The organism is Streptomyces sp. CA-243310, from assembly GCF_050936775.1.
GTDB lineage: Bacteria > Actinomycetota > Actinomycetes > Streptomycetales > Streptomycetaceae > Streptomyces.
Genome location: NZ_JBNJMF010000004.1, coordinates 77,585 through 100,796, shown reverse-complemented (window position 1 = coordinate 100,796; position 23,212 = coordinate 77,585). Strand labels below are relative to the sequence as shown.

The window sequence follows — 23,212 nt, the reverse complement described above, 5'->3', positions numbered from 1 at the left end:
AAAGAGAGATGCGCGCGGTCTCCTCCCGGAGACAACACGCGAGGCCCTACGGCCGTCAAGTCGCAGGGCGCTCCGCGCCCTGGACCGGCCTCCGGCCCTGAGTGCATGTCCTTCGGTGGCATGCACGGGCCTGTCGGCGGACATGCGCCGGCAGCAAATGGGGTGGCTCGGTGGAGGTTTGCCGCAGGTCAGGGAGGGTGTGGGTGCCAGGCTGGCGCGAGGGGCCTGGCCCCTCCGCGCAGGCCGGGCACACACCATGGCCTTCACGGCCACCTCCTGATGGTTACGTCACCTTACGTAACACCCTCCAACAGGCCCTCAGGTAACCCACTCAGCAGGCCCCATCCTGGACCCGCACAACTCCTGACAAGCCAGGATAGACCACCATTGAGTGGACCTGGCTGAGTTTTGCACAAAGCAAAAGAAAAACCCCGAAAACGAAATCCAGACACCGCTTCAAAAAGCCACCGAGACGCGAGATCGGAAAACGCACACCCCGAAATACAACCGGCCCGAAGAACTTCCACCGAATTGATGCACTGCTGCGAATCCGAGAAACCCCCACCCCCGGTGGAAATCCACCAGTCGACTGCCAGCAAGGCCAACGCCGCGCCTCAGCGGCGCGAGGTCAGAGAATGCCCAAAGCAAACCAAGGCCCTCCTGCCCTGACCGCTCCTGACAGCCCTTACGTGACGTTCTGGGCTGCCTGAGGCTCGTCCAGAGGTCCAGTAGGCAGCAGGAGGCACGCAGTGCCGGAACACAAGCCGAACCTGGGCAGGCGATGAGCGTTCTAAGAGGGAGGCGACCAGATTGGTGCTGGCAGAGCCTTGCGAGCGTAGAGATACGTTCAGTGCAGGGCTTGACGTATCTCTACGCGATATGCCAGTGCAGCACTGAGCTGCAGTCGCCTGAAGGTTGTGCAAAAGTGCAACAGAGCTAGGGAGTTCGTTGCAGAAAGTGCATACCGAACTCGGGTTGGTGGAGTGTGGGGCGCTTCAGAGGGTGAGCTGCGGCAGTCCTTGGTGCGAAACTGGTGGGTGACTGGCAGGCGGGATCGGTGATCGAACCGTGTGCCCGATGGGGTCAGCTCTGTGGACTGAAACCTCGGTGAGCTGCCTGGCCGTTTGCCTTGAGGGAGGGATACGTCAGTGCAAGGGCTGGACGGTAATCTCGAAGTTCTGGTTGCAGATACGGCACGCCGTGGAGCCGTGGCAGCACTGCAACAGTTCGACTAGTCTTGCCCTGGCGAACCAGGACAACGAGGGCCCAGCGAATGCAACCGTACGACTCCGGCAGTGCCGATGCCCGCTCCCGCCCTCGAAGGCGCCCGGGCGGCCGCTGCCTGATGAGGCGGCTACCGCAACGGTGCCCCGTGGCGAACAGGTAGCTCTTCCCCCGGGGCATGCGAGCACGTCTATACCCTCGTGGCTACCGCGAAGGGTTCATCGGTGGACGAGCTACAGCAATGGAGCAGCGTTGGCTTTCATGCTCTGGCCAGCGGCGGCGGTATCAAGATCCTGTAGCAACCCGGGTTCATGCCTGGTCGTGCTCGCTGTCGCTCTGATCTGCGGCCCTTCAGCAGAGTCGGAGGGCACGTGTGAGCAGGACTTCAGGACGAAGATCGGCGTAGAGATCGGTGGCTACAGCCGGTGCACACGTCTCGTGGGCTCTCAGCGCCCTCCAGGAGGACGGCGCCCTGCGGCCGCGTGCGGCGCGGCGTCTACCAACTTCTGCTGCCGGAGCACTCCGCGGAGGAAGTCCAAGCCCCGAACACGGGGACGCGTAAGCTCCCGGGAGCGGGTGAGTCGGGTCGAGCAACTCGACTTGCCTGAGGGACCATCCTGATAGGATCCTGGCTGCCCCGCCGCGTTCAGGGCGATGGCGGAGGTGGTGGCGAAGTTGCCGAAGGACCCGGCCAAAAGCGAAAAGGGGAAGTGATAGTGAGCGTTGCGCCCTCTCGCGTGGCCCCACTCAGGACGTGGTCATGATGATCTCGGTTCAGGCCCTGGATACATCCCCCGACTGCCCCCACCGCATACGCCGATGCTTTTCCACCATGCTGACCCAAACAGCAGCCCGGGGGACTCGTACGTGGCCACTTCTACGGTGAGCTCGCCAGCTCGGCCTCGGCACTCGAACCGGGGCGTCATCAGTCGCGGCCATGCCCTATCTCGTGGGCCGCGCGTCTGGGTGAAAGCCGCCGGCCGCGCCGCCTACAACTCCACCCGATGGCTCGTTCGGGCATACCCCAACCCGGACGGACCGTGGAAGCGGCCCTGCGCCGCGCTGCCCGTCGAGGAGCGCCTAGAGGTCGGCCACTTCCGAGGACGAGTACGAACGACGTCTCGCCCTCTATCAAGAGGAGAAGGCGCGCCGAAAGGCGGAGAACTCCCGCAGGGCCGTACGCGGACATCTGCGTAGCGTGCACTGAACTTGGCATGGCGAAGGGGCCCGCAACCAGCCAGGTGCGGGCCCCTTCGCCATGCCAACTCAGATTCAACGGCAACCCGTCGATTTCAATGCTCCGACTTCCGATGGAGCCCACATATGCGTACGCCGCATAGTCCCGGAATCCAGGTCGGTGATTCACGTCGTCCCAGATCTCGTCCAGGACGGCCAAGGTCGCCCTGACTCCAGGCGTCTACCGCGTCGTCCCAGATGTTACCGGGCCTGCACGGACCGCTCGCTGACGGTGGGGCCGGCGCCGTTTTCTCGTCCACCAGGGTTTGGTCCACCGGGTAGATCTCGATCCGCCGGCCCCGGCCGCCGTTGTCGAGGAGGCGTTTCAGCGCCCCGGAGCGTACGAGGTTGGCCCGGCGGCGCTCCTGGTACGCCTTGTCCACGGCGTCCAGCTTGGCCCGGCTGGGACGGGCGCCGCGGTCCCCAGGAGCGCAGCAGGCGGGCGCTGATGCCGTTGCGGTCGAGCACACTTGCCGCCGGGTCCGCTGGACAGATATCGCAGCCGCGCGGACAGGCCGCGCTTCGCGGTGACCGGGGTCGCGATGCGCCGCCCTCCCCGGCGATTCGGTCGATCTCCGCGGCCAGGGCCTCGGCACCGCTCATGCCGACGGGCGCCGTGTTTTCTGCCATTCGCCCCAGAGATCGGTGGGCTCCACTCACGGTCTAACTCCCCCAGCGTGTAAATGGTCCTTGGCCTTGACCGCTGGCTGAGGTCGCGGCCTTCCGGGAACACCTGCTGCCAGTCACCGGCCACATTGCAGTTCGTCGGTGCCGGACATTTCGACCACGGTTCAGACCGGTGGTGTGTTGCCTTATCGCTTTTAGCCACAGGTTTCGCGAATGCCTGAGAGCGGGATGAATGTGCATCCAAGTCGGGGCGTCCGGATTTCCCGATTCGCCGTGCTCTCACCGATGGTTGACACGAACTTAGGAATACATGGACTTCACGTACTCATTCGTCACGTCATCGCCCATTGGCGATGGCTTCTTTCCGGACCTCCGTGAGAGCGCGGCGCATTTTTCTCCAACAGGCCCTCGGATGCTCCGGACGTCCCACGACTCGTGAATGACCGGCGCCTGGCAGAACCCCAACTTCGCGCACCTCAGCAAGGAGTCGCAGGGTGGGTTCGGTAATCCACAAGTCCCCCGGCTCTTTCCGGCACCCAGCGGGGACGGCAGATCAGGCATCTCCCACACGGGACCGGCGTGACCCGGTGGACACCCGAGCGCTTCGGGTTGTGCTCCGCGCCCTCGGAGTGGACGAGCTTGCCGATCGCAACCACGTCTTCCAACGCCGCGAGGTAGGCGGCGTTCATGTCGAGCGCGGTGACGTCGAGGCGGACGTGGCCGGCGCGCGCGGCTTCGGTGCAGTTCCTCTGCCCGCCACTTCGGACGACCTTCCCAGATCTGGTCAGCGCCCTTCTGTGATGCCTTCTTGAAGGATGTCGGCGGTCGGCGGAAACTCGGGAGTGCTCGTACCGGCCGCCGACCCGGGACGCGGCGAACAGGGCCATCACGTCGGGGACCGGCCGTCTTGATGAGGGCGGCCCGCGCCGCGTCCTGGTCACCGCGTGGACGGAGAGCTCCGTGGTCGACGCGGACACGGATAACGGTCCGCCAGCGGACCGGCTGGCGCGGCAAACGTGCTTGGGCGCGGGCGGCGCGGGGGCGGCCGGTGCCGGTTCCGCAGCGGGGGCGCGTCGGGCCGGGTTGCTGCGGGCGGTCCTGGCCGGGGCCGGCTCGACCGGGGGTGGCGTCGGGGCTGGCTCGACCAGAACGCCGGGGCCGGGGTGTCGAGGGGCAGGAGCGTCTGGGTGCCGCCAGCGGCCAACCCGGTCGGCGGGCAGGCAGGTCAGGGCGTGCGTGGGACCCGCGAGGAGGTCGAGGGTAGGCATACCCCAGTGCGCGGCGAGACGGTCACAGTCGGTCAAGGTCCAGGAGGCCAGGCCCCGCTGTCTGCGGCTGATCTGACTCTGCGTGAGCCCCAAGACGGCCGCCCACCTCGGCCTGCTGCTCCCCCGTGCGGTTGGGTTGATCGCGGGGTCACCGTAAACCGCAACATCTCTTCCGTGGTCATTCGCCATACCTCTCATCCTAACTCAGGAATGCGATTACCGCATCCACTATGTATTCATCGCATTCCGCGTGTGGCCGCTGTATCCATCTGAGTTGAGCTGAGGCAATGTACCGCCTCGGGGCGGGGCTCGGATGATGACTCGACGCGAGCGGTCAAATGCCCTCGCCTACCGCGGTGTCTTGGACGTGCCGCCGGGCGTCAGGAACCTGGCAGCCTGGTCCGCAGCCGCCAACAGGGCATCGGCGACCGGGAGGACTCCCCGTCGTCCCACCGTGGGGACGGTAGGGCCTGTGCGGGTTCAGGTGAGGAAGGCGGCGAGGGTGCCAGCCACGGCGAGGGTGAGGGTGATGACGGCGGCGAAGGTGGTTGCGGCGCGGGTGAGGGCGGTGGGGTAGGTGGCGCCGTCCATGCGGGCGAGCTTGCCCGCGCCGGCGCCGGCCAGCAGGGCGACGACGGTCACGAGCGCGGTGGTGAGCAGAAACGACGGCGACGGTCACGGCATTCTCCGGATGCTTGGTGGGTGTTGACGTGGTCCAAGGTCTCGGAAGTGGTGCGCGCCGGGGTTCGTCCGGTCGAAAGATGAACACCGGCGAACACATAGGTCTCGGGGCGGGTTACGTGCACAGCGAGCAAGATCATCAGGGTGCGGCGCTCACCGAGTTGCGCAGGATGCTGGACGACGGTCGGGCTCGGGCTGGGCTGAAACAAGTCACAGCTGGCCGCCCGGACGGCCCTGGGGCGTACCACGGTGTCGCAGGCGTTTCCAGGCCGATGGTGCGGGTGCCGTCGGCGGACACGGTGGCGGCGCTGGCCGACGCGTTGAAGCTTCCGCAAGGGAAGTTGCTGGATCTGCGGCGGGAGGCGGCCGGGGACAGTGACACGGCCGCGGGAAGTGTGTCGGGGCCGGGTAAGCCGATCTCGGAGTGGGAACCGCACGCGTTGGAGGTGCATCCCGCCGGCCCCGTCACAACCGCCGTCGGCCCCGCAGTTCGAGGTCGGCGGGTGCTGTCGGGCTACGTTCGGCGCGAGCATGATCAGGTGCTCGCTGCGGCCGTGGACGACGTCGCAGCCGGCCACAGTCGGATCGTGGTCTTGGTGGGAAGTTCGTCGACGGGCAAGACACGGGCGTGCTGGGAGGCTGTGCAACCGCTGGCCGAACACGGGTGGTTGCTGTGGCACCCCTTCGACCCGACGCGTGCCGATGCCGCCCTCGAAGCCCTCCGCCACGTTCGCTCGCGCACCGTTGGTGTGGCTGAACGAGGCGCAGCACTATCTGGGCGACGGGGCGGACGGTGAGCGGATCGCGGCGGCCGTGCACCACCTGTTGACCTCACCCCGAGCGGGGGCCGGTCCTCGTGCTGGGCACGCTCTGGCCCGAGTACGCCGCCCGGTACACGGCACTTCCTGCCGCCGGTGGGCCTGATCCGCAACAGTCGGGTGCGGGAACTGCTGTCCGGCCGGGTGGTGAGCGTCCCCGAGGTCTTCGACGACGCCGCCTTGGCCCGGGCTACCGAGTTCGCCGCGGGCGGTGACCGGTTGTTGGCCGACGCACTCACGCGCGCCCAGGCCGACGGGCGGGTCGCCCAGGACCTGGCGGGCGCTCCCGAAACTCCTCAACCGCTACCAACACGCGACGCCGGCCGCCAGAGCGGTCTTGGAGGCGGCCATGGACGCCCGCCGGCTCGGCGTCGGCCTGCAATCTTCCGCAGGGCTTCCTCACCGACGCGGCCACCGACTACCTCACCGACACCGACTACGACCGGCTCACCGACGACTGGGCGGAACAGGCCTACGCCGAACTCGCCGAACACCGTCCACGGCAAACAAGCCCCCCTACGCCGCACCACCCCCCGCCCCGCACGACGCCCACCCACCCCCACCTCCTCCCCCGCCACACGTCCCCCGGCACCGGCATCGTCAGGGCCCGTGTTTCCGGCTCGCCGACTACCTGGAACAACACGGCCGCACCACCCGCGCGCACCTCTGCCCACCCGCATCTTTTTGGCACGCCGCCCACACCCACGTCACCCACCCCGACGACCTGCGCAGCCTCGCCCGCGAAGCCTTTGAACGCCACCGCCTGCAATGGGCTCACCACCTCCTCCACCGCGCCGCCGACCTCGGCGACACCGACGTCTTGGGCGACCTTGCCTATATTCAGGAGCGGGCCGGGGACCGGGAGGGCGCCGAAGCCCTGTACCGACAGGCCAGCGACCGAGGCGACGTCAGAGCCCTGAACGCCCTTGCCGAGATGCGGGAGGAGGCCGGGGACCGGGAAGGCGCCGAAGCCCTCTACCGGCAGGCCGCCGACCAAGGCAACACCCACGCCCTGCTCCGCCTCGCCGTGATGCCGGGAGGAAGCCGGGGACCGGGAAGGCGCCGAAGCCCTGTACCGGCAAGGCCGCCGACCAAGGCAACACCCACGCCCTGTTCTCCCTTGCCGTGGTGCGGGAGAGGGCCGGGGACGGGGAAGGCGCCGAAGCCCTGTACCGGCAAGCCGCCGACCAAGGCGACCCCCACGCCCTGCGCCGCCTTGCCGTGATGCGGGAGGAGGCCGGGGACCGGGAAGGCGCCGAAGCCCTGTACCGGCAAGCCGCCGACCAAGGCGACCCCCACGCCCTGCGCCGCCTCGCCGAGATGCGGGAGGAGGCCGGGGACCGGGAAGGCGCCGAAGCCCTGTACCGGCAAGCCGTCCACCAAGGCGACCCTCGCGCTCTGTTCTACCTTGCCGAGATGCGGGAGAGGGCCGGGGACGGGGAAGGTATCGAAGCCCTGTTACCGGCAGGCCGCCGACCAAGGCGACCCCCACGCCCTGCTCCGCCTTGCCGAGAGGCGGAAGAAAGCCGGGGACCGGGAAGGCGCCGAAGCCCTCTACCGGCAGGCCGCCGACCAAGGCAACACCCACGCCCTGCTCCGCCTCGCCGTGATGCGGGAGGAAGCCGGGGACCGGGAAGGCGCCGAAGCCCTGTGCCATCAAGCCGCCGACCAAGGCAACACCCACGCCCTGTTCTCCCTTGCCGTGGTGCGGGAGAGGGCCGGGGACCGGGAAGGCGCCGAAGCCCTGTACCGGCAAGCCGCCGACCAAGGCAACACCCACGCCCTGCACCGCCTTGCCGTGATGCGGGAGGAAGCCGGGGACCGGGAAGGCGCCGAAGCCCTGTACCGGCGAGTCACTGATTGCGGCTTCCGCAAGGAAGAGTTCGGAAAGTCACCCGGGTCGCTCGGGATCGAAGGGTTGTGGCCGTATGGCTTGGATCCGGATGGCCGGCCGACCCCTCCGTGGCAATGAAGCAATCCGTACGCGGTCGTTGACACAACCTCCTGGGCTGGCGAGCCGTGGGTAGCGAGGCGCACGTCAGCACCGACGGGCAGGGCTTGCGGACCTTGGGGCTCGATGATGTAGCGCGTATGAGGTTCCCTGTTCGTCGGTTGACCTGGTCTGTCACGTGAGGTTGCGGAGCTAACCCCCGGCTCCCACACAGTGCGTTCACCCCGCCGTTGATGGCGGGTGATTCGTACTGACCCACAGAAGAGGATTGTCATGGACGCGACAGGCAAGTCGACCGGGCCGCTCGGCGAAGAGCCTGAGTCGGAGCGGGAGTCGGGGCAGGCCGGGCAGACTCGGCCGGCGCCGGAGCGCAAGCGGGTGCGGGCGCTTCGAGCGGGGGTGGAGTGTCTTGGCCTCCTGCTGGTGCGGGTTGCGGTGGAGCACTGGGCGCCGGAGTGGAGCGAGCCGGCCGGGTACGCGGTGCGGGCGGCGCTGGGCGCCTGGAAGGGGCAACGTCGGAGGCGCCGCCGCTAGCGCCGACTCGGCCCTGCCATGAACCCGAACGGGTCTGTGGCGGGGCCTTCGGGCGTGACCACCGGTTCAGTGGGGACCCGGCGGCTGACTGGCGGGAGCGGGGCGGCGGTTCACCCGCCCGGGTGAATTTGTTCCTCGCGTACGCGGGCGCGGATCCAACGGCGCTCCCCCAACTCCCTCCATCAGCGCGGCACTTGACACAAGTCGTGTCATATCGGCATGTTTCGGGCGCGGTCCGATGGTCGGGCCGCGCCTTTGTGCGTTTGGAGTGCGTTTCATGGTGGTGCGTGGATCGGTCGAGGGATTGTCGGAGTTCGCGGCGGCGTCCCGGCTCGGGGTGGCGGTGGGGGCCTGGCGGTGGGCCGTGGCCACCGGTGTGGTTCCGTCGGCGGACGCGGGCGAGGGGTCGTGGTCGCGGGCCGTGGTCGAGCGTGCGGACGTCGAGGGGGTGCGGGCGGGGCTGGTGTCGGTGTCCGCGTTCGAGGCGGCGGAACGTCTGACGGCCGCGCTCGGCACCCCCTTGCCGCCGCTAAGGCCCGCGGTGACGGGTCGGATGATCGGGGACCTGACGGGGGCCGGCATCCTGCTCCGCCTGGAAGGCCCCCGCGAGACCCCGGTGGTCCACGCGGACCAGGTCGCCGCGCTCACCCGCCGGCGCGACCTCGCCGCCCTCCTCGACCGACACACCCTCCTCGGCCCGGACCAGAGCGCCGTACGCCTCGGGCTGCGCCGAAGCGACGTCGACCACCTCGTGCGGCTCGCCATGCTGCGCCCGACACGAACCGGCTTCGTGGACTACGGGCGGGCCCGAGGCGGGGCCGTGGAGGTGTCCCTCTACCGGGGCCTGGACGTCGCCCTGCTCCCGACACTGCACCCCGAAATCGACTGGGCGCGGCTCCGGTCCCTCGGCCCGGGTGCACGGTCACCGCTCGCCCGCTTGGCCCCGGCACCGACCGGGGAGGTTGACGTCGTGACGTCGGCGGACGTCGCTCGGATCGCGGGAGTGGGCCGGGCCACGGTGACGGCCTGGCGTCGGCGACACGACCACTTCCCCGGACTGGCCGGCGGCACCACCACGACACCGGCCTTCGATCGGGGCGCGGTGGGCGCGTGGCTGCTCGACCACGACAAGATCACCATCCCCGCGCCCATGGCCCCCGCCGCGCGCCTGACGCTGCGCACGGGCGAGGTGGTGGAGCTGTACGACGCCGCACTCTTCGGAGAGGGCGAGGGCGCCCGATTGATCGGCCGCGCGGAGCCGGCCGCGGCGGAGCATCTGGCGTGCATCTCGTCGCAGTCCGGCGGGGTGGAGCTCGCGGAGGTCGAGGGCCTCCCCGGCCGTGGCCCGTTCGGGGCCGAGGGCGCCGTCGTGACGGCGGGAGAACTCGTGCTCGGTGGCCGGCTGCGGCGTGTCGAGGTGTCGTGGTCGGGGCCGGTAGCCGGGCCGCGGCTGTGGCGGCATGCATGCCCGCTCGCCGGGCCCGGCGGCGAAGGGGCGGGCTGCTCTTGCGAGGTGGCGGTGTGCGGGGGCCTCCTGGTCGACGATGCCGGATGTCCCCTGCACGGTGCGCAGGCGGGACCACCCGCGATGGAGCACCACCGAGCCGGCAACATCCGATGTCAGGAACTTGCGGTGTTCTGGTTCGCACCGCCTTCCGCTGATTCGGGGCGGGTTGCGACTTGGCCATGACATGATCCCCCACCTTTATGAACCGGGGGGGGGATCCATGCGCTTGACGAGCGACGTGCGCCGGCAACTGCTTGAACAGAATGAGGGCTTCGAGCGGGAGACGAAACTACGCCGGTAGGAACTTCAGCGAGTCCCGGCGGTACCGGATCACGGGAGGGGAGTTGCGCATCCACTCCAGCGGCAAGACGTCATGGGCGGACAGCCGCTTTGACAACGAAGTGGTCGCTACCGACGAGCAGACGCGCCGGTTCCTGCGGGAGTATCTGACCGAGCTGAATACTGACGGGCTGTAGGGAAACCGCAGATCGTGATTCTGCGGCGCCGACGCGTCGCTCGTTGTCATGATGGAGGGCTCGCAGTTCGTCAGGCTTCACCTCGGGAGACCATGTGAGAAAGCACGTGCCTTCACGACGGTGCCCCCATCGCTTCTGCGGCCTACTGCACATCGGCATCGCCATTACGGCTCTGGCAGCGGCGGTCACCGCGTCCAACCTGGAACCGCGGTTCGTGGGGGTACTGGCGATCAGCTGCCTTGCCGTCTTCGCGGGAACGATCGCAGTGCACCGCAAGACCCCGGTCCAGATGTTCCGGGCGGAAGCCGAGGAGGCGTCTCAAGACAGTGCACGGACGACGAATCTTGTCGTTCATCACGGCTATGCCCGGGCGGCCCTTGCCATGGATGTCGTCGTTATGGCCGCCACGCTCGTCTCGATGGGAACCATCCTCAACATGACGGGACGAAGCTCCGATCAGGGCGCTGCTCCGTCGTGGGGCGCCTTGATCGTCGGTACGGGCGCTTGCCTCTTGTGGAACTGGTTGCACCGCCGTGCCACCCGGCCGGGCAAGTCCTTGCGATTCAGGGTCCCCCAGACGTCTTGACACCGCCGGCCCGGGGGAGGGCCGGCGGCGGTCAAGGCCTCGCGTGTCACCACCGCATCATCAGCGTGTTCAGGATCTGTACGCGTTCCGGGCTGAGTCCGTCTCGGCGACGGCGTTGACGTTGGTTGTTGATCCACGTTCCGAGTTTGAAGCCCTGGCGGTCGCAGTAGGACTGCGGGACTTCGAGGTTTCCGAACTCCGCCAGGTAGGCGCGTGCCGCGGCAAGACCCTTGTGCCACGCGACCTCGTGCGGAGACGGCGGGTTCCAGTCGATACCGATGTCGTCGAGGCGTTGGATCTGTTCAGGGGTGAGTTTCTGGCGTGTGCGGGCCTGAGCGAGCAGCCATTCCCCGAGCATCAGGCCGCTTTCAGTCTTGTGGGTTCGAAGTACCCCGGTCAGGCTGCCGTGCGCGGCTTGGTGGGCGCGGGCGGCCTGGTAGCCGCGACGCCAGGCGAGCGGCCAGGGCGCGGCCCAGTCGGGGTCGAGGGCGTCGAGTAGGGCCCGGTTCTGCGGTGTGATCTGGTCGATGCGTTCGCGCAGGTTGACGATCCACACGCCGAGCTTGAAGCCGTCGACCTCGTGGGAGACCGGAACGGCGAGGTGGCCGTGTTTCGTGGCGTAGGCCTTGGCGTGGACGTATGAGCGTTGCCATTGATCAGCGCGGGGCGACCAGATCATTCCGAGGGCGTCGAGTGCCGCCGCTCGTTGGTCGGAGAGCTGGCCGGCGCGGTACAGGTGGCGTTGCCACGACAGCCACCTGCCGAGGGCGAAGCCGGTGCGGCTGGTGACGTAGGCCTGGGGTGCGTCCAGGTGGCGGTGTTTGCGGTGGTAGGCCTTGGCGGCGGTGTAGCCCAGGCGCCATTCGGCGCTCTTCGGTGACAGGACGCGCAGGTCGATGGCGAGTGCCAGCCGGGGCAGGTCCGGCGCGTGCTCCCCCAGCGAGCGCAGCCAGGGTGTGGCCGGGGCCGCCCTCGTGGAGTCTTCCCGTTCGGTCGCCGTCAGGATCTCCACGCGCTCCGTGAAGCGATCGTCGTGGGCGCGCAGGGCTCGCAGGGTCAACCACAGGGGAGCGTACGCGGAGGATTCCAGGATGAGTTCGGGGTCCTCGTCGGTGCCGGTGTAGACGGGGACGATGATGCTGGCCGTCTTCTTGGGTGCTCCGGGCTTTTGGCGCAGGGCGCGGCCGATGGCCTGGACGGCGTCGATGGAGGACCCTCGTGCGTCGGCGAAGACGATCCCGTCGATGCCGTCGATGTCGATGCCCTCGGAGAAGACGCGGGCGTTCGCGATGAGGGCGACGCCGTCGTGCTCGGTGAACTCGCGCAGTAGCCGGTCGCGGGTCCTGAGACTGTGGGACCCGGTGATGGTGCGGGCCAGGACGGGCGGGAGCGGCGGTGCGCCGGTGGCGGCTCGGGCGGTCTCGGCGAACGTGTCGGTCAGGGCTCGGGCGGACGCGACGCGGTGGTGATAGCTGATCACCCGGCGCACGCCTGTCTGTTTGATGGCCCGCACGATCGCCGTTTGGAGCGCGGCGTTCCTGGTCTGTTTGTCACCCGGGGCGCGGCCGGTGGTCAGGGTGTCGGCTAGGTCGGCGTCGGTGACCACGGGGACGAGGACGTTGTAGTCGGCCAGCAGCCCTCGTTCGATGGCCTCGCCGAACCCGAGCCGGTAGGCGACCTGACCGAAGATCCTGTGATCGTCCATGGTGGCCAGTGGGGTGCTGTCGCTGGCGTTGCCGGCCCACACCCGTGGGGTCGCGGTCTGGTAGAGACGCCGGCGGGCCGGGATCACCTCGTCGTGGTGGATGGCCGCCCACGCCTTTCCCAGCGCGCCGGCGGTGCGGTGGGCCTCGTCGATGATCGCGAGATCCCAAGCGGGTAACGCGTGATCACGATGGGCGGCGGTCAAAACCGGCAGCGAGGCGTACGTGGCGTAGACGCTGACCGGAGCGCCATTACGGGACAGGGCCGCCAGTTGTGACGGTGAGCTGGTCACGTCGCCGCCTCGGTGCTCCATCACCTCCTCGGCCGAACAGACCGCGATGGCGACGCCTTCACGGCCGGCTGCCTGCCAGGTCTCCACGGTCTGGGCCAGCAGATCCAGGGTCGGCACCAGGACCAGGGTCCTGCCCCGGGGCGCGATCTTCTCCGCGACCCGAGCGGCGATGTACGTCTTGCCCGTCCCACACGCGGCCACCAGGGTCGCGCGACGGTTCGGGGTGAGGTGGCTGGTCACGGCGGCGATGGCGTCACGCTGATGCGGCCTGCTCATCATGGCCCGGCGGGGAGTGATGGAGGCCGGCCGCGAGGTCGTCTCTCGGGCGGCCTGCCGCGGCAGGCGTTCTTGGGACGGCGCGGGCACCGTGTCGCTCGTGACGAGCGCCTCGAACAGGGGCAGGTCCGGATGCAGGGCGGCGGCCTCGTCGACCGCGTGCCGGAACTTCTGATCGCGTTGGAAGCGGTCTTGAATCCACGCCACCGTCACCCGGGCCGTGCGGGCGGCCTGCTTCAGTGTCGAGCCCGCGAGCAACGCGTTGACGACCGTTTCGGCCGCCCGCGCCTCACAGTCCTGAGCGGATGATGTGCGGGCACGGCTCGTGCTCACCGGATCCTCCTGGGAGATAGGGCGGTGCCGGCGGAGTCCGTGAGGAGCCAGCCGGTACGTGCCTGCGAAGTGTTGTGGTTACGGTTGCTGCGGTCGGTCAGGCCGGCCCGGTTGCTCGGGAGCCCAGTCCTCTGGCCGCCAAGGCGGCCACCCCTCCGGTTGGTAGGGGCACAGGACCGCGGTGGACGTGCTCAAGGTCCACCACGAGAGGTCGTGTGGTGCGGTGTTCGTCGTGGCTGGGGTGTGCATCGTGCTCGGGCCGGCTGCGGCCCCGTCGGTCATTCGGCCGTGGGTAGAACGTCGGACTCCTGCCGCAGGGCTTCGAGTACGGCAATGGCCTGCACCCGGCTCCACGACCGGACCGCGGCCGCCAGAGCGGTGGTGTCGATCCCGTTGAGATCCGCGTCCTCCACCTCGCCGGCGAGAAGTCCGGCAGGATCCGCCAACCACGTCACGTCCACGACGGTGCCGCGTATCAGCCAGCCCAAAGCCCGCCACTGTCCTGTGGTCAGGGGGGTTACGTCGGCGAGTTCGAGTTCGAGGATGCGTTCGAGCAGGTCGTAAGGGAGGTAGCCGGGGCGGCCTGCCGTCTTGGCGCGGGCGATGGCCTTGTCCACCGCGCCGACGCGGGTGCCCAGCAGGGCAGCGACCGTGTCACGGCCGCCCTTGCCGGACGTCTTCACGCCGAGCTGGATGTCCAAGGCTCGGCGGTCGGCGATTTCCTCGGCGGCTCGATGCAGCTTCCCCAACTCCCGGTCGGCGTCGTGGACGCCACGCAACCAGTCGGGGGTGTCCTGCTGAGTCATGGGCTTGCTCCTCTGGGAGGGGGTGGGATCAGGCAGCGGGGGCCCAGTCGGTGAACGGGCCGGGCCCTCACGACGCGTGGGTGGGGCGCGAGGTCAGTCCTCGTCGTTGACGAGGTCGTCGCGCAGGCTCCGCAGGTGGTCGGTGAGACCGACGATCACAACGTGCGGCAGATCCTGGCCGTCGCGGAACTCCTCTGTCAGCTGCGTTTCGATCTCGGCCAACTGCGCGTCGGTGGTCTCGGCCGTGATCCCCGCCTCGTCCGCGTCCCACGCGTGGCCGATGGTGTCCATCGTCCAGACCGACAGGACCGCCGGGTTCGAGTCGTCGTCCTTGATGCCCTCACACCGCTCGGTGATCGCGTCGTGGGCGGCGTGCGCGTCCTCGGTGAGAAGCCGGCCGACGTGGTTGTTGCCATCCCACTCGACCTCGGAACCGTCCAAGATGCGCTGTGCGAGCGGCGCGAGTTCCTTCAACAGCTCGTCGGCCGCCTCCTGGTTCAGGGCCGGAATCGACCACCGCAGGTCGATCCCGTGATGGACACTCGCGGGGCCGCCGGGCCCCACCACCGCGTCGTAGGACGCAAGGAGGATTCCGTCCCCCAAACCGAGCTCGACGTAGGCCGGCTGAGCCTCGTTCTGGCCCTGGTACCAGGCGTGCAGCGCTTCGGGGCCGGCGACGGGTCGGACATCGACGGTGACGCTCATGGGCGTACCCTCTCGGCATGGCCCGGCCGGTGTTTGCCGCACCGTACGGGCTGGTTGGTGTCGGCGTTTCCCGACACCAACCACGCTACCCCCTGGGGGATAGTATTTCTACCCCCTGGGGGTAGCTGCCGTCTCGAATTCTCGTTCCCCATTCTGCGGTGCCTCCGGGCGGTGGCGGCAACGCCCGGTGGAGACTTGGGACCATGACAGACCGTCGTACTCTGGGCACCATCCCCCACCCGCTCGCCGCCATCTCGCCCGCACCCGCACGGCGCTTGGGTGTCGGCCGTCCTGCCGTTCAGTGGACGGTGGCTCTCGCGATGTACCGGTTCTGGACGTGCTTAAGAAAGTCGTGCGTATAGCGGGCGAGTGGTCGGTGTTCGTCCTCGTTGATGACGAGAGCCATCAGGTAGTGGTCGGGGCCGCCTCGTAGCGCGTCGATGGGCGTGGAAACGCGCAGGTTGGGCCAGTAGCGGCCGTGGGCGAATCCGGACGCTGCGTTCCAGACGGCGGTGGCCTTCTTGGGCGCCAGACCGGCGCCCTCGGCCGCCTCCTCAATTACTTTCCCCGCCTGAGGTTTGGCGCGCGGGTGAGCGATGCCCAGGGACAGGGCCAGAGCCTCAATCTCTTGGACGCGTTCACGTCCCGTCTTGCCGCCGTCTTCGGGCACGTGGGCGGTGATCTCTTCGTGCTGGGCGCGGTTGCGCATGTCTTCCCGCCACAGGCGCAGGGTGCGAAGTCGTCGTTCGGGTCGGTCGCTGCCCGCGCCCAGGAGCCAAGCGGCCGTCGCGAAGTTTTCCAGCGATCCCCGCAGGAGAGTCCAAGGGCTCGTCGGGTCCATCTCGCCGGCGTCTCGAAGCCTGCGGAGCGCGTCGGCGTGTGCCACTCCGGCGGCGAACGAGGCACGTATCAGCGTCGATGCCGCGTACTCGCCGAGCGGAGCGTCGTCCGTGGCGATGCTGCTCGACGCCTGCGGTGCCGGGAGCTGCCGGTAGACACCTTCGCCCCGCAGACTTTCGATGTCGGTGAACAGGGGCTGGAGGTAGGCGTACTTGAATCCAGTCTGCTTCATGGCGGGAGGATAGAGGCGACTACTGACATCGCCGGATACGGGTGGTTGTCAGGTCCTAGAAACGTCATGGCTGGCCGCCTCACCCTGGATACCGTCATCGATCCTGGCCTAGCGGCTGGTGAGGGCGGTGATCTTCTCCGCTGACTTCCGTTCCCGCTCTGCGGCGGCCTGCCGCTTCCACTCCAAGTACGCCTGGCTGGGCGCGGCAGCGGCCTCCCAAGCACCGTCCTCGGGGTGTTGTTCCTCCCCGGCGGGGCCGTCGTAGTCGATCTCCTCCTCGTCGGCGGGAGCATCGTCGTGGACCGGGTCAAGTTGGGCCGGCAGTGTGGGCCGGTCGACCGCGGCGGTGTCCAGTGCGGCGAACTCGGCGGCCACGGCTGCCCGGACGCGGGTTGTCTCGGCCTCCTCGTCGGCGTCCCGGCTCCTGCGGGTGTGCTCGGCCAGGGCGGCCACGTGGTCCCGTGCGACGTCGGCGGCCAGGCGCTCGGCGGCCTGCTGCCGCATTCGTGTCCAGCCCGCTTCCAGCTCGTCGACGATCTGCCGCTCCTTCGCCGCGGTGATCCGCTGCACGATGCGGTATTCGCAGATCCGGCAATCCTCGCCGGAATCCAGGAGTACGCCGAGCTCGCAGTTCGGGAGCTCGCAATCCTGCGCGTCCAGCAGGGCCTGGAGGTAGCCGGCTGGCTTCACGATCCGGTCGCAGTTTTCCCGGGAGGCGGTGCAGCCCGACGGAGTGCACTGCGGGCAACCCACAAAGGCGCTGCTGGAGCGGGCGGGCCCGTGAGCGCGGTGCCAGCCGGCGCTGATCCGGGTCACGGCGTGTTCGGCTGACCGCGGGTAGAGGAAGCAGGCCCGCTCTCGCACCTCCGCGCCCCGATGCCCGAGGAACTCCCGTACGGACCGGCGCAGCGGCGGGATCCTGTCGGAGGGCGAGGAGAGGACCCCCAAGGCGTCGAGGGCCGCGTACACCTCGTCCTCGCCGGGCACGGGCACTCTCTCGCTGACGACGACTGCCTTCTTCGACGGGGGCCACTTCTTGCGGACGGCGGCGGAGCCGCCCCGGGCGGTCGGACTTTCGGCCGCCGCGGCTTCGCCCACACCCGCAGGTGTCAAACCACCCGCACCTTGGCCTACGGCCGTCACCCCTGTTTGTGCTGTGGAAGAAGGGTCTGGAGAAACACCTCTAGATAGGGCGTCACCCATGACGCCACCGTACGCGTCACCCATGACGCCACCGGTAGCGTCACCGGTGACGCTACCCCCCTCCCCCGTGCCCTCCTTTGGGGTGGCGTCACACATGACGCCACCCCCCTTCGGAGTCTTCGGCTTCTTCCGGCGGGCGTTCTCCTTGCGCCGCTGCTCGGCACGCTGCGCCTGCTGCTGGCGCACCTGCGCGTCGTAGGCCGCGCGCCACCCGCGCAGGTCCCAGTCAGGTGCGTGCTCGCTCATCCACGCCTCGATGTCGAAGCCGGGGATCGTATGCCCGTACCGGGCGACCAACTGGGGCGGGGTCCCCGCCGGGGCCGGGATGCCGTGGATCAGCCACGCGTCGAAGATCTCGTAGACATTGGCGTCGTTCTCCTCCTCCTTCCCTTCCACCTTCCGGCGGTGGATCCGCACCAACCCGATCGCCTCCTCCAGGTACGCGGCGGCACGGTCGACGGTCTGCTTCGAGCAGTCCAGAGAGCCGGCCAGGGCGGCACGGTAGGGGTAGCCCTGCGACGTGTCGCGGGAGCTCACGTCCGCGTACGAGATCAGCAGGGTGTAGAGGGACTTCGCGACACTCTTGTTCAGGCCGGGGTCGGGGTCCCGGGTGACGCAGACGGCGAACATCCCGAACCGCAGGCCGCCGGCACCCGGCCGGCTCACCGTGGGGCGATGCGCGTTAGACGGACGGCGGCTCATCGGGCACCCCCGGCGAGGATCACGGAGGTGGCGATCGGCATCGCCTGAGCCTCAGACGGGGTTGGTGCCGGGTAGGTGTGCAGGTCAAGCACGGAAGGGATCTCCCCTGGGACGGGGAGTCGCGGACGACGATGTGACCAGACAGGGCCCATGGATGGTGGCCTGCGTGTGAGGACACGTCTATCCTGGGTATCGGTGACCACGCGGGCCTTCGGGCCCACGGGTTTCACCCCCGGCGAGGTCACCTCACCGGACACGACTCGGATTGCTTCTAGGCTGGCGAGTCGTTCGCTGTATCGAGGCCGTTCCCTGTTGGCGCAGGGGCGGCCTCACAGCATTTCTAGGGGCCTCCGGTCGTGGGCGCGACGGCGTCGGGGTGCTGTTCCGCGAGGATGCGGAGAAGGCCGCTGTAGGCGCGACGTCGATCGCCGCGGGGCTCGTTGGTTCCCGTCTCCCATCGAGCGACCTGGACCCTCCCGACTCCGAGGGTGGTGGCTACGTCTGCTTGTGTGAGGCCGGCTGCCCTCCTGAGCGCCCCCCGGACGCTCGTCGCAGGTAGCCACGCGGCTTTCGACAGCAGCACCTGGACGTCGTGATCATGCTTCGTCACTTCGCACCCCCAACATCATTCTGCGAAAACGATACACAATTGCTACAGCCTCTCGGGCCAAACGCCGCCGTGTCGCGGCACCTTGTCAAAGAGGAAGGTCGTCGTAAGTGAGCTTGAGCCGGTCCGCCGGGGCGACTGCCCGAAGTACTTCGAGAGGGTGTCCGGCCACGTCGCGGGTGAGGCGATCGAGGGTGAGCACGGCGACTCGTCCCCCGATGCGCAACTGTGTGGCCTCGGACTCCGTGGGCGTTCTGGCGCTGACCGTCTCCGTGGCGCTTGCGGGCCGGTGGCCGGCTGCCGCAAGGGCGTCGTACGCTCCGCCGATGATCTTGTCAGTGCTGTCGAGTCCGGCGACCTCGGCCAGCCTGGCGGGATACCAAGCGTGCTGAAGCTGGACGACGTCCGACGGTCGAATGAGCGCGTGACGGATGCGGCACACAAGGTCATCGCCTTCGGCGAGGCCGAGTTGGGCGGCTGTGCCTGCGTCCGCCCGTACATGCTCGACGGAAATCAGTTCCATGTGACCATCCAGGCCCTGGGCTGCCGTGGCGGTCTCCCACGGGCCCCGCGTGCTGCCGGGTGAGAGCGTCGCTCCGTATCTGCTGAACGGAATCTGTATGGCCTTCTGGGCCCGGACGACGGTGCCGGCGCGCTTCGAGGAATAGACCAGGCCCTCATCTGCGAGTGCGCTGACCGCCTTCGTCACCGTTCCCTTGGATACGCCGTGGGTGCGCATCAGTTCGGCGTTGGTCGGCAGCTTGCTGCCTACGGGGAACTGGCCTGCGTGGATACGCCGGCGCAGCTCGGCGGAGAGGTCTCCGGAACTGGTCATGGTGTCACCTCCTGTGTCGGCCTTGGGAGCCACGCCCACCATATCGCCTAGTCGTTATTGACAACATGCCGCTGGCCGGGCATTCTCATTAATGCCTAGGCAATAAGTGCTGGCGGTCGATCCTGTCGGCCTTGGTCTGACGTGCCTGGTGAACGATCCCGCCCTGCAAAAACGCAGGTGCCCGGCCGGTGGTAACGACACCGGCCGGGCGGCGGCCTCGGGGTTGCACCCCCTGGGCCGTCGTCGGGTGGTCCCATCTGAGAGGACGCCGACAAGATGATGTTTGCAGAAGCGGGGCGCTGGTGGCGCCCCCGGCGGGGCACTGCCCCCGCCCCGACGCAGACCAGGACGGCTTTACCGTCACGGCGCTGCATTGCAGGACGTGTTGAGCCCCCCGTCCCGGCGCCGGAGGTGCTGGGTCTGGGTGGGGATGAGCTGCGGGTGCGTGCCGGCTTGCGGGTGCTGGGAGTGGAGCTGTGAGCGCCGCGCGTCCGGCGGACTGGCTGGACCGGCTGTGGGAGCACGAGGACCTGGCCCCGGCGCCGGTGGTGCGTGGGGAGCGGTCGGGTGGGCCGGCCTGTGTCGGTGTCGACCCCGAGACGTTTTTCCCGCAGCCGTGGGAGCTGACCGCGGTCGAGCGGGAGCCGTCGCCGGCGGAGCGGGAGGCGCTCGCGGTGTGCGCCGGCTGCCGGGTGCAGTCCTGGTGCCTGGCCCGGGATCTGGAGCAGTGTTCCGTCCCGTCGCGGCTGCGTGGGGTGCGGGGCGGCATGCGGCAGTCGGAGCGCCGGGCGCTGCACATCCGGCTGTTCGGCCGGCGGCCGCAGAACGGGGCGCAGTCGTGAGCGCCACGTCCTGGGCGCGGGCCACGGCCCGCCGGAAGATGATCAACCAGGGCGCGGACGTGGACGCGCTTGAGGCCGATGCCGTTCCGGTGGCCGACACCGAGGTCGCCGCGGAGGAGTCGCCGTACTTGACTCGCGCGGACATGGCCGCGTTCGCGGACCGGCTCGGCGCGGTCATGGCCGAGACCTCCGAGGAGCGCCGTCACCGCCTCCACCTGGAGCGTGAACGGCACTTCGAGGAGCAGGGGGAGACGCGGGTACAGCGGCGGATCCGGCACCACCAGGAGCAGCGCGAACAGCGCCACCGTGACACCGCCCTGCATCGTGTCCGTCACTCCGAGCGGGCGCGCCGGTTCCGGCGGTGGGTGCTGTTGACGGCCGCTTCGGCGTCGCTGGGGTTCGCGTTCGGCGCGGTGCAGGCGCTGACCGTTCCGCCCCGGCCGGTGGCGTACGCGGTCCTGGTCGGCTCGTGGGTCCTGGACTGGCGGGTTCGGGGCCGGGGTGCGCTGCGCCTGTCCGAGGTGCGCGGCGTGGGTCTGGTGATCGCCGTGATCGTCCGTATCCCGTTCGCGTCTGCGCTGGCCGTCGTGTCCGGCCTCGGTCCGCTGTTCGGCCTCTCTCCGTTCCACCACTGAGGAGTCATCACCATGTTCGGAGTGTTCGGCACGGGCGGCGCGCTGCTCGTCATCATGGTCGCCCTGTTTCTGCACAAGCGGGGTGGAGGGAAGCTTCAGCCGGTCAAAGATCACCACGTCGTCTACTGGGGTGCCGCGATCGGGACCCTGGCCGCCGGTGCCGGTGAGGCCTTCCAGCAGGTCGGCACGGTGTCCGAGACGTTCCAGAGCGCCATGCAGTCGCAGTCCACCACCGTGGGCACGGTCGGGCCGGCTGCCACCGCCGCGATCCTGGTCCTGATCGCGTTCGGCTCGAAGCCCGCGTTCTTCAAGGACCTGCTCTGCGGGGTCGCGGCGCCCGGTGCCCTCTCCGCGGCCGGTGCGGCGTGGGCGCTGCCCGTCACCATCACCGGTGCGCTCCTGCGCTCCGTCGTGGGGGCGTGATGCGCTACCTCGAAGGGATCAGCCTGGACGCGTTCGGCCGTGGCAACCGGCGCATGCTGGCCCCGGTGCTGGCATGGGCGAAGGAGCCGGTAGCCGTGCCCGTGCCGGAGGCCGCTACCGAAGGGCCTAAGGCAGCCGAGGGAGAGAAGCCCGCCAAGGACTCCCCCGCCAGGAAGCCGGAGAAGGCGCCGTTGCCGAAGACGCGCCGGAGGATCGGTGTGCGTCACCTCGGCTACGCCGCCGGGGGCGCGTTCCTCCTGTGGCCGGTGGTCGGGGGATGGGCGCCGACCGTGCTCACCACGGCCCCGGCCGTGTGGGTCGTGGCCGCCCTGATCGCCGGTCAGCAGGACGACCACGATCACGACCCCGACGCCGAGGGCGACGACGACCAGGAGCAGCCGCAGAATGCCGAGGCGGCCGAGGCCGACCGCGGTACGGCGCTGCTGCTGCACGTGATGACCGCCCTCTCGGCCGCGGAGTCCTCCAGGCGGACCGGGGTGCACCTGGACGTGGTGCTGGCCTCGGCGGTGACCCGGGGGCTGCTCCCGGAGGGCACGGAACTGAGCACCTTCCGGGGGTGGGTGGAGACCTGCGGCCTGCCCACCGTGGACAAGTTGGGGATGCGGATCGCGGGGAGTCCCGTGACCCGTGTGGGGCTGCGGGTGGACGCGACCACGGCGGCCCTGGGCATGACGCCCACGGCCCTGCTGACCGCCCGCTCCCAGGCCCTGGTCCAGGGGTCGGAGGAGGCTCCCGCGGCGGCCGTTCAGACCCCCGCCCTGGTGCCCGCTCAGGCGGTCGGGGAGAGGCCCGCCGAGACGGCCGCACCGGCCCCTGCCAGCCCCCCCGCACTGGGCGCCCTGCGGCTGATTCCCGGGGGTTGCCGCACCCCGATTCGGCCCCTTCCCCGGCCCTCTCCCAGGGGCACGCCCAGGAAGCCCGTTAGAGCGGCCTATCGGCTGTCTGACCTGCGGTTCTATCGGCCGCCTTACGGGGCCTAACTGTGCCCCTGACGCCCTTCCCTGACACCCGGACACCGGCCCCCGAGAGGGGCCGGGAGAGCCCTACCGACCTCTTAGAGAGGGACACCCATGACCCTGAACAAGATCAATGACGACGGCGGCGAACCGTCCTGGTGGCACAAGGTCACCAGCGAGATGAGTGACGCCGAGGTCAATGACGCTCGCGCCTACTGGGAGGCCCGGGGCGAGAACTGGATGGAGGGGGAGTGGCTGCGCCGCCACGGTCTCCCCGAGGACTACGGCGACCCCCAGAACTGAGCCTGCCCGCTGCCCGCCCGCCCCCGTGTCGCACGGCCCGGGGGCGGGTCGAGGGGAGCCGTCAGACGGCCCCAGAACACAGCACGGAGCGGCCGTCCACTGCCAAGAAGCCGGCCGCTCCGCATCCCGTTCGACAGGAACAGGTGAGCCACATCATGGCATTTCGTAGGAGCATCTCCCAGAGCGATCTGGCCCAGAGCCAGAGCGACGCCGACCGCAGCCAGAGCGACGCCGACCGCGAGCAGCACGGCCGCTCGTACTCCGCTGGCACCGGCGGGTGGACCGAGCCGGCCACGGAGCGGCCCACGGCCGGCACCGGCACCACCGACCAGGACGCCACGGGCGCCCGGAAGTGGTGGAGCCGATGAGCCGCCATACCGCCCCGGTCTGCCACGGGCCCATGAAGTTCGATCCCCGGTCCCGGCAGTACGTGTGCAAGCGCTGCGGGACCTGGACCACCCGACTGCTGGCTCTCGCCACCCGGGGCCCCCGATGACGCATGCGTGGGCTGTGATCGCCCACCTGTGGCAGTGCGCCCGGTGCGGCGCGTGGGTGGACACCGAGACCATCAACGGCCAGTGCGGGGGCT

Annotated in this window: 20 protein-coding genes; 11 read left to right on the top strand and 9 right to left on the bottom strand. The window is 69.2% G+C overall.

Annotated elements, in window-relative coordinates; translation table 11 throughout:
* Positions 1-4,835 precede the first annotated feature (4,835 nt).
* Both ACQEVM_RS37825 and ACQEVM_RS37820 read right to left on the bottom strand, forming a co-directional pair.
* Positions 4,836-4,997 (bottom strand): hypothetical protein, encoded by a 162-nt coding sequence (locus ACQEVM_RS37825; protein ID WP_433087163.1) that lies wholly within the window; start codon positions 4,995-4,997, stop codon positions 4,836-4,838.
* Positions 4,998-6,326: 1,329 nt separating this feature from the next.
* Positions 6,327-6,863 (bottom strand): hypothetical protein, encoded by a 537-nt coding sequence (locus tag ACQEVM_RS37820; RefSeq protein ID WP_433087161.1) that lies wholly within the window; start codon positions 6,861-6,863, stop codon positions 6,327-6,329.
* A 600-nt stretch (positions 6,864-7,463) separates the two neighbouring features.
* On the opposite strand from ACQEVM_RS37820, the gene ACQEVM_RS37815 reads away from it, so the two are divergent.
* The 4 genes from ACQEVM_RS37815 (at position 7,464) to ACQEVM_RS37800 (ending at position 10,908) form a co-directional block, all read left to right on the top strand.
* Positions 7,464-7,826 (top strand): hypothetical protein, encoded by a 363-nt coding sequence (locus ACQEVM_RS37815; protein WP_433087159.1) that lies wholly within the window; start codon positions 7,464-7,466, stop codon positions 7,824-7,826.
* A 790-nt stretch (positions 7,827-8,616) separates the two neighbouring features.
* Positions 8,617-10,029 carry a hypothetical protein gene (locus ACQEVM_RS37810; protein ID WP_433087157.1) on the top strand — a complete coding sequence of 471 codons (1,413 nt, stop codon included), beginning with the start codon at positions 8,617-8,619 and terminating at the stop codon, positions 10,027-10,029.
* 161 nt (positions 10,030-10,190) lie between these two features.
* A complete protein-coding gene (locus tag ACQEVM_RS37805) occupies positions 10,191-10,322 on the top strand; it encodes a hypothetical protein (RefSeq protein ID WP_433087155.1) in 132 nt (43 codons plus the stop codon).
* A 94-nt stretch (positions 10,323-10,416) separates the two neighbouring features.
* Complete coding sequence (locus tag ACQEVM_RS37800) at positions 10,417-10,908, top strand: hypothetical protein (RefSeq protein ID WP_433087153.1); 492 nt, start codon at positions 10,417-10,419, stop codon at positions 10,906-10,908.
* A gap of 46 nt (positions 10,909-10,954) precedes the next feature.
* Here ACQEVM_RS37800 and ACQEVM_RS37795 read toward each other — a convergent pair whose 3' ends face one another.
* From ACQEVM_RS37795 to ACQEVM_RS37765, 7 genes are all read right to left on the bottom strand, one after another.
* Complete coding sequence (locus tag ACQEVM_RS37795; RefSeq protein ID WP_433087151.1) at positions 10,955-13,513, bottom strand: Helicase associated domain protein; 2,559 nt, start codon at positions 13,511-13,513, stop codon at positions 10,955-10,957.
* A 278-nt stretch (positions 13,514-13,791) separates the two neighbouring features.
* Complete coding sequence (locus ACQEVM_RS37790) at positions 13,792-14,319, bottom strand: hypothetical protein (RefSeq protein WP_433087149.1); 528 nt, start codon at positions 14,317-14,319, stop codon at positions 13,792-13,794.
* A gap of 93 nt (positions 14,320-14,412) precedes the next feature.
* Positions 14,413-15,024 (bottom strand): hypothetical protein, encoded by a 612-nt coding sequence (locus tag ACQEVM_RS37785; protein ID WP_433087147.1) that lies wholly within the window; start codon positions 15,022-15,024, stop codon positions 14,413-14,415.
* Between the two features lie 298 nt (positions 15,025-15,322).
* Positions 15,323-16,096, bottom strand: a complete 774-nt coding sequence (locus ACQEVM_RS37780) for a hypothetical protein (RefSeq protein WP_433087145.1) — start codon at positions 16,094-16,096, stop codon at positions 15,323-15,325.
* Between the two features lie 108 nt (positions 16,097-16,204).
* A complete protein-coding gene (locus ACQEVM_RS37775; RefSeq protein ID WP_433087143.1) occupies positions 16,205-17,965 on the bottom strand; it encodes a hypothetical protein in 1,761 nt (586 codons plus the stop codon).
* 376 nt (positions 17,966-18,341) lie between these two features.
* On the bottom strand, positions 18,342-18,584 hold the full coding sequence (locus tag ACQEVM_RS37770) for a helix-turn-helix domain-containing protein (RefSeq protein ID WP_433087173.1): 243 nt from the start codon (positions 18,582-18,584) through the stop codon (positions 18,342-18,344).
* 112 nt (positions 18,585-18,696) lie between these two features.
* Positions 18,697-19,443, bottom strand: a complete 747-nt coding sequence (locus ACQEVM_RS37765; RefSeq protein WP_433087141.1) for a GntR family transcriptional regulator — start codon at positions 19,441-19,443, stop codon at positions 18,697-18,699.
* A 476-nt stretch (positions 19,444-19,919) separates the two neighbouring features.
* On the opposite strand from ACQEVM_RS37765, the gene ACQEVM_RS37760 reads away from it, so the two are divergent.
* The 7 genes from ACQEVM_RS37760 (at position 19,920) to ACQEVM_RS37730 (ending at position 23,119) form a co-directional block, all read left to right on the top strand.
* A complete protein-coding gene (locus ACQEVM_RS37760) occupies positions 19,920-20,285 on the top strand; it encodes a WhiB family transcriptional regulator (protein WP_433087139.1) in 366 nt (121 codons plus the stop codon).
* Positions 20,282-20,920: a hypothetical protein gene (locus ACQEVM_RS37755; protein WP_433087137.1), complete on the top strand. Its 639-nt coding sequence runs from the start codon at positions 20,282-20,284 to the stop codon at positions 20,918-20,920. Before ACQEVM_RS37760 ends, ACQEVM_RS37755 begins: the two co-directional genes overlap by 4 nt.
* A 12-nt stretch (positions 20,921-20,932) precedes the next feature.
* Positions 20,933-21,343 carry a hypothetical protein gene (locus tag ACQEVM_RS37750; protein WP_433087135.1) on the top strand — a complete coding sequence of 137 codons (411 nt, stop codon included), beginning with the start codon at positions 20,933-20,935 and terminating at the stop codon, positions 21,341-21,343.
* Entirely contained in the window at positions 21,343-22,344 is a 1,002-nt protein-coding gene (locus ACQEVM_RS37745) for a hypothetical protein (protein ID WP_433087133.1), read from the top strand. Before ACQEVM_RS37750 ends, ACQEVM_RS37745 begins: the two co-directional genes overlap by 1 nt.
* Positions 22,345-22,434: 90 nt before the next feature.
* On the top strand, positions 22,435-22,623 hold the full coding sequence (locus ACQEVM_RS37740; RefSeq protein WP_433087131.1) for a hypothetical protein: 189 nt from the start codon (positions 22,435-22,437) through the stop codon (positions 22,621-22,623).
* Positions 22,624-22,778: 155 nt separating this feature from the next.
* Entirely contained in the window at positions 22,779-22,991 is a 213-nt protein-coding gene (locus ACQEVM_RS37735; protein WP_433087129.1) for a hypothetical protein, read from the top strand.
* The gene (locus ACQEVM_RS37730) at positions 22,988-23,119 is read left to right on the top strand and encodes a hypothetical protein (protein WP_433087127.1); all 132 of its coding nucleotides are present in this window, start codon (positions 22,988-22,990) and stop codon (positions 23,117-23,119) included. The genes ACQEVM_RS37735 and ACQEVM_RS37730 overlap by 4 nt, the downstream gene beginning before the upstream one ends.
* The last annotated feature ends 93 nt before the right edge of the window (positions 23,120-23,212 follow it).

Bases quoted from the DNA above. Each gene is read 5' to 3' on its own strand.
- ACQEVM_RS37745 (WP_433087133.1), top strand. From the start codon at position 21,343: ATGCGCTACCTCGAAGGGATCAGCCTGGACGCGTTCGGCCGTGGCAAC.
- ACQEVM_RS37765 (WP_433087141.1), bottom strand. From the start codon at position 19,443: ATGACCAGTTCCGGAGACCTCTCCGCCGAGCTGCGCCGGCGTATCCAC.
- ACQEVM_RS37790 (WP_433087149.1), bottom strand. From the start codon at position 14,319: ATGACTCAGCAGGACACCCCCGACTGGTTGCGTGGCGTCCACGACGCC.
- ACQEVM_RS37815 (WP_433087159.1), top strand. From the start codon at position 7,464: ATGCGGGAGGAAGCCGGGGACCGGGAAGGCGCCGAAGCCCTGTGCCAT.
- ACQEVM_RS37810 (WP_433087157.1), top strand. From the start codon at position 8,617: ATGGTGGTGCGTGGATCGGTCGAGGGATTGTCGGAGTTCGCGGCGGCG.
- ACQEVM_RS37740 (WP_433087131.1), top strand. From the start codon at position 22,435: ATGACCCTGAACAAGATCAATGACGACGGCGGCGAACCGTCCTGGTGG.
- ACQEVM_RS37785 (WP_433087147.1), bottom strand. From the start codon at position 15,024: ATGAGCGTCACCGTCGATGTCCGACCCGTCGCCGGCCCCGAAGCGCTG.
- ACQEVM_RS37730 (WP_433087127.1), top strand. From the start codon at position 22,988: ATGAGCCGCCATACCGCCCCGGTCTGCCACGGGCCCATGAAGTTCGAT.
- ACQEVM_RS37735 (WP_433087129.1), top strand. From the start codon at position 22,779: ATGGCATTTCGTAGGAGCATCTCCCAGAGCGATCTGGCCCAGAGCCAG.
- ACQEVM_RS37750 (WP_433087135.1), top strand. From the start codon at position 20,933: ATGTTCGGAGTGTTCGGCACGGGCGGCGCGCTGCTCGTCATCATGGTC.
- ACQEVM_RS37780 (WP_433087145.1), bottom strand. From the start codon at position 16,096: ATGAAGCAGACTGGATTCAAGTACGCCTACCTCCAGCCCCTGTTCACC.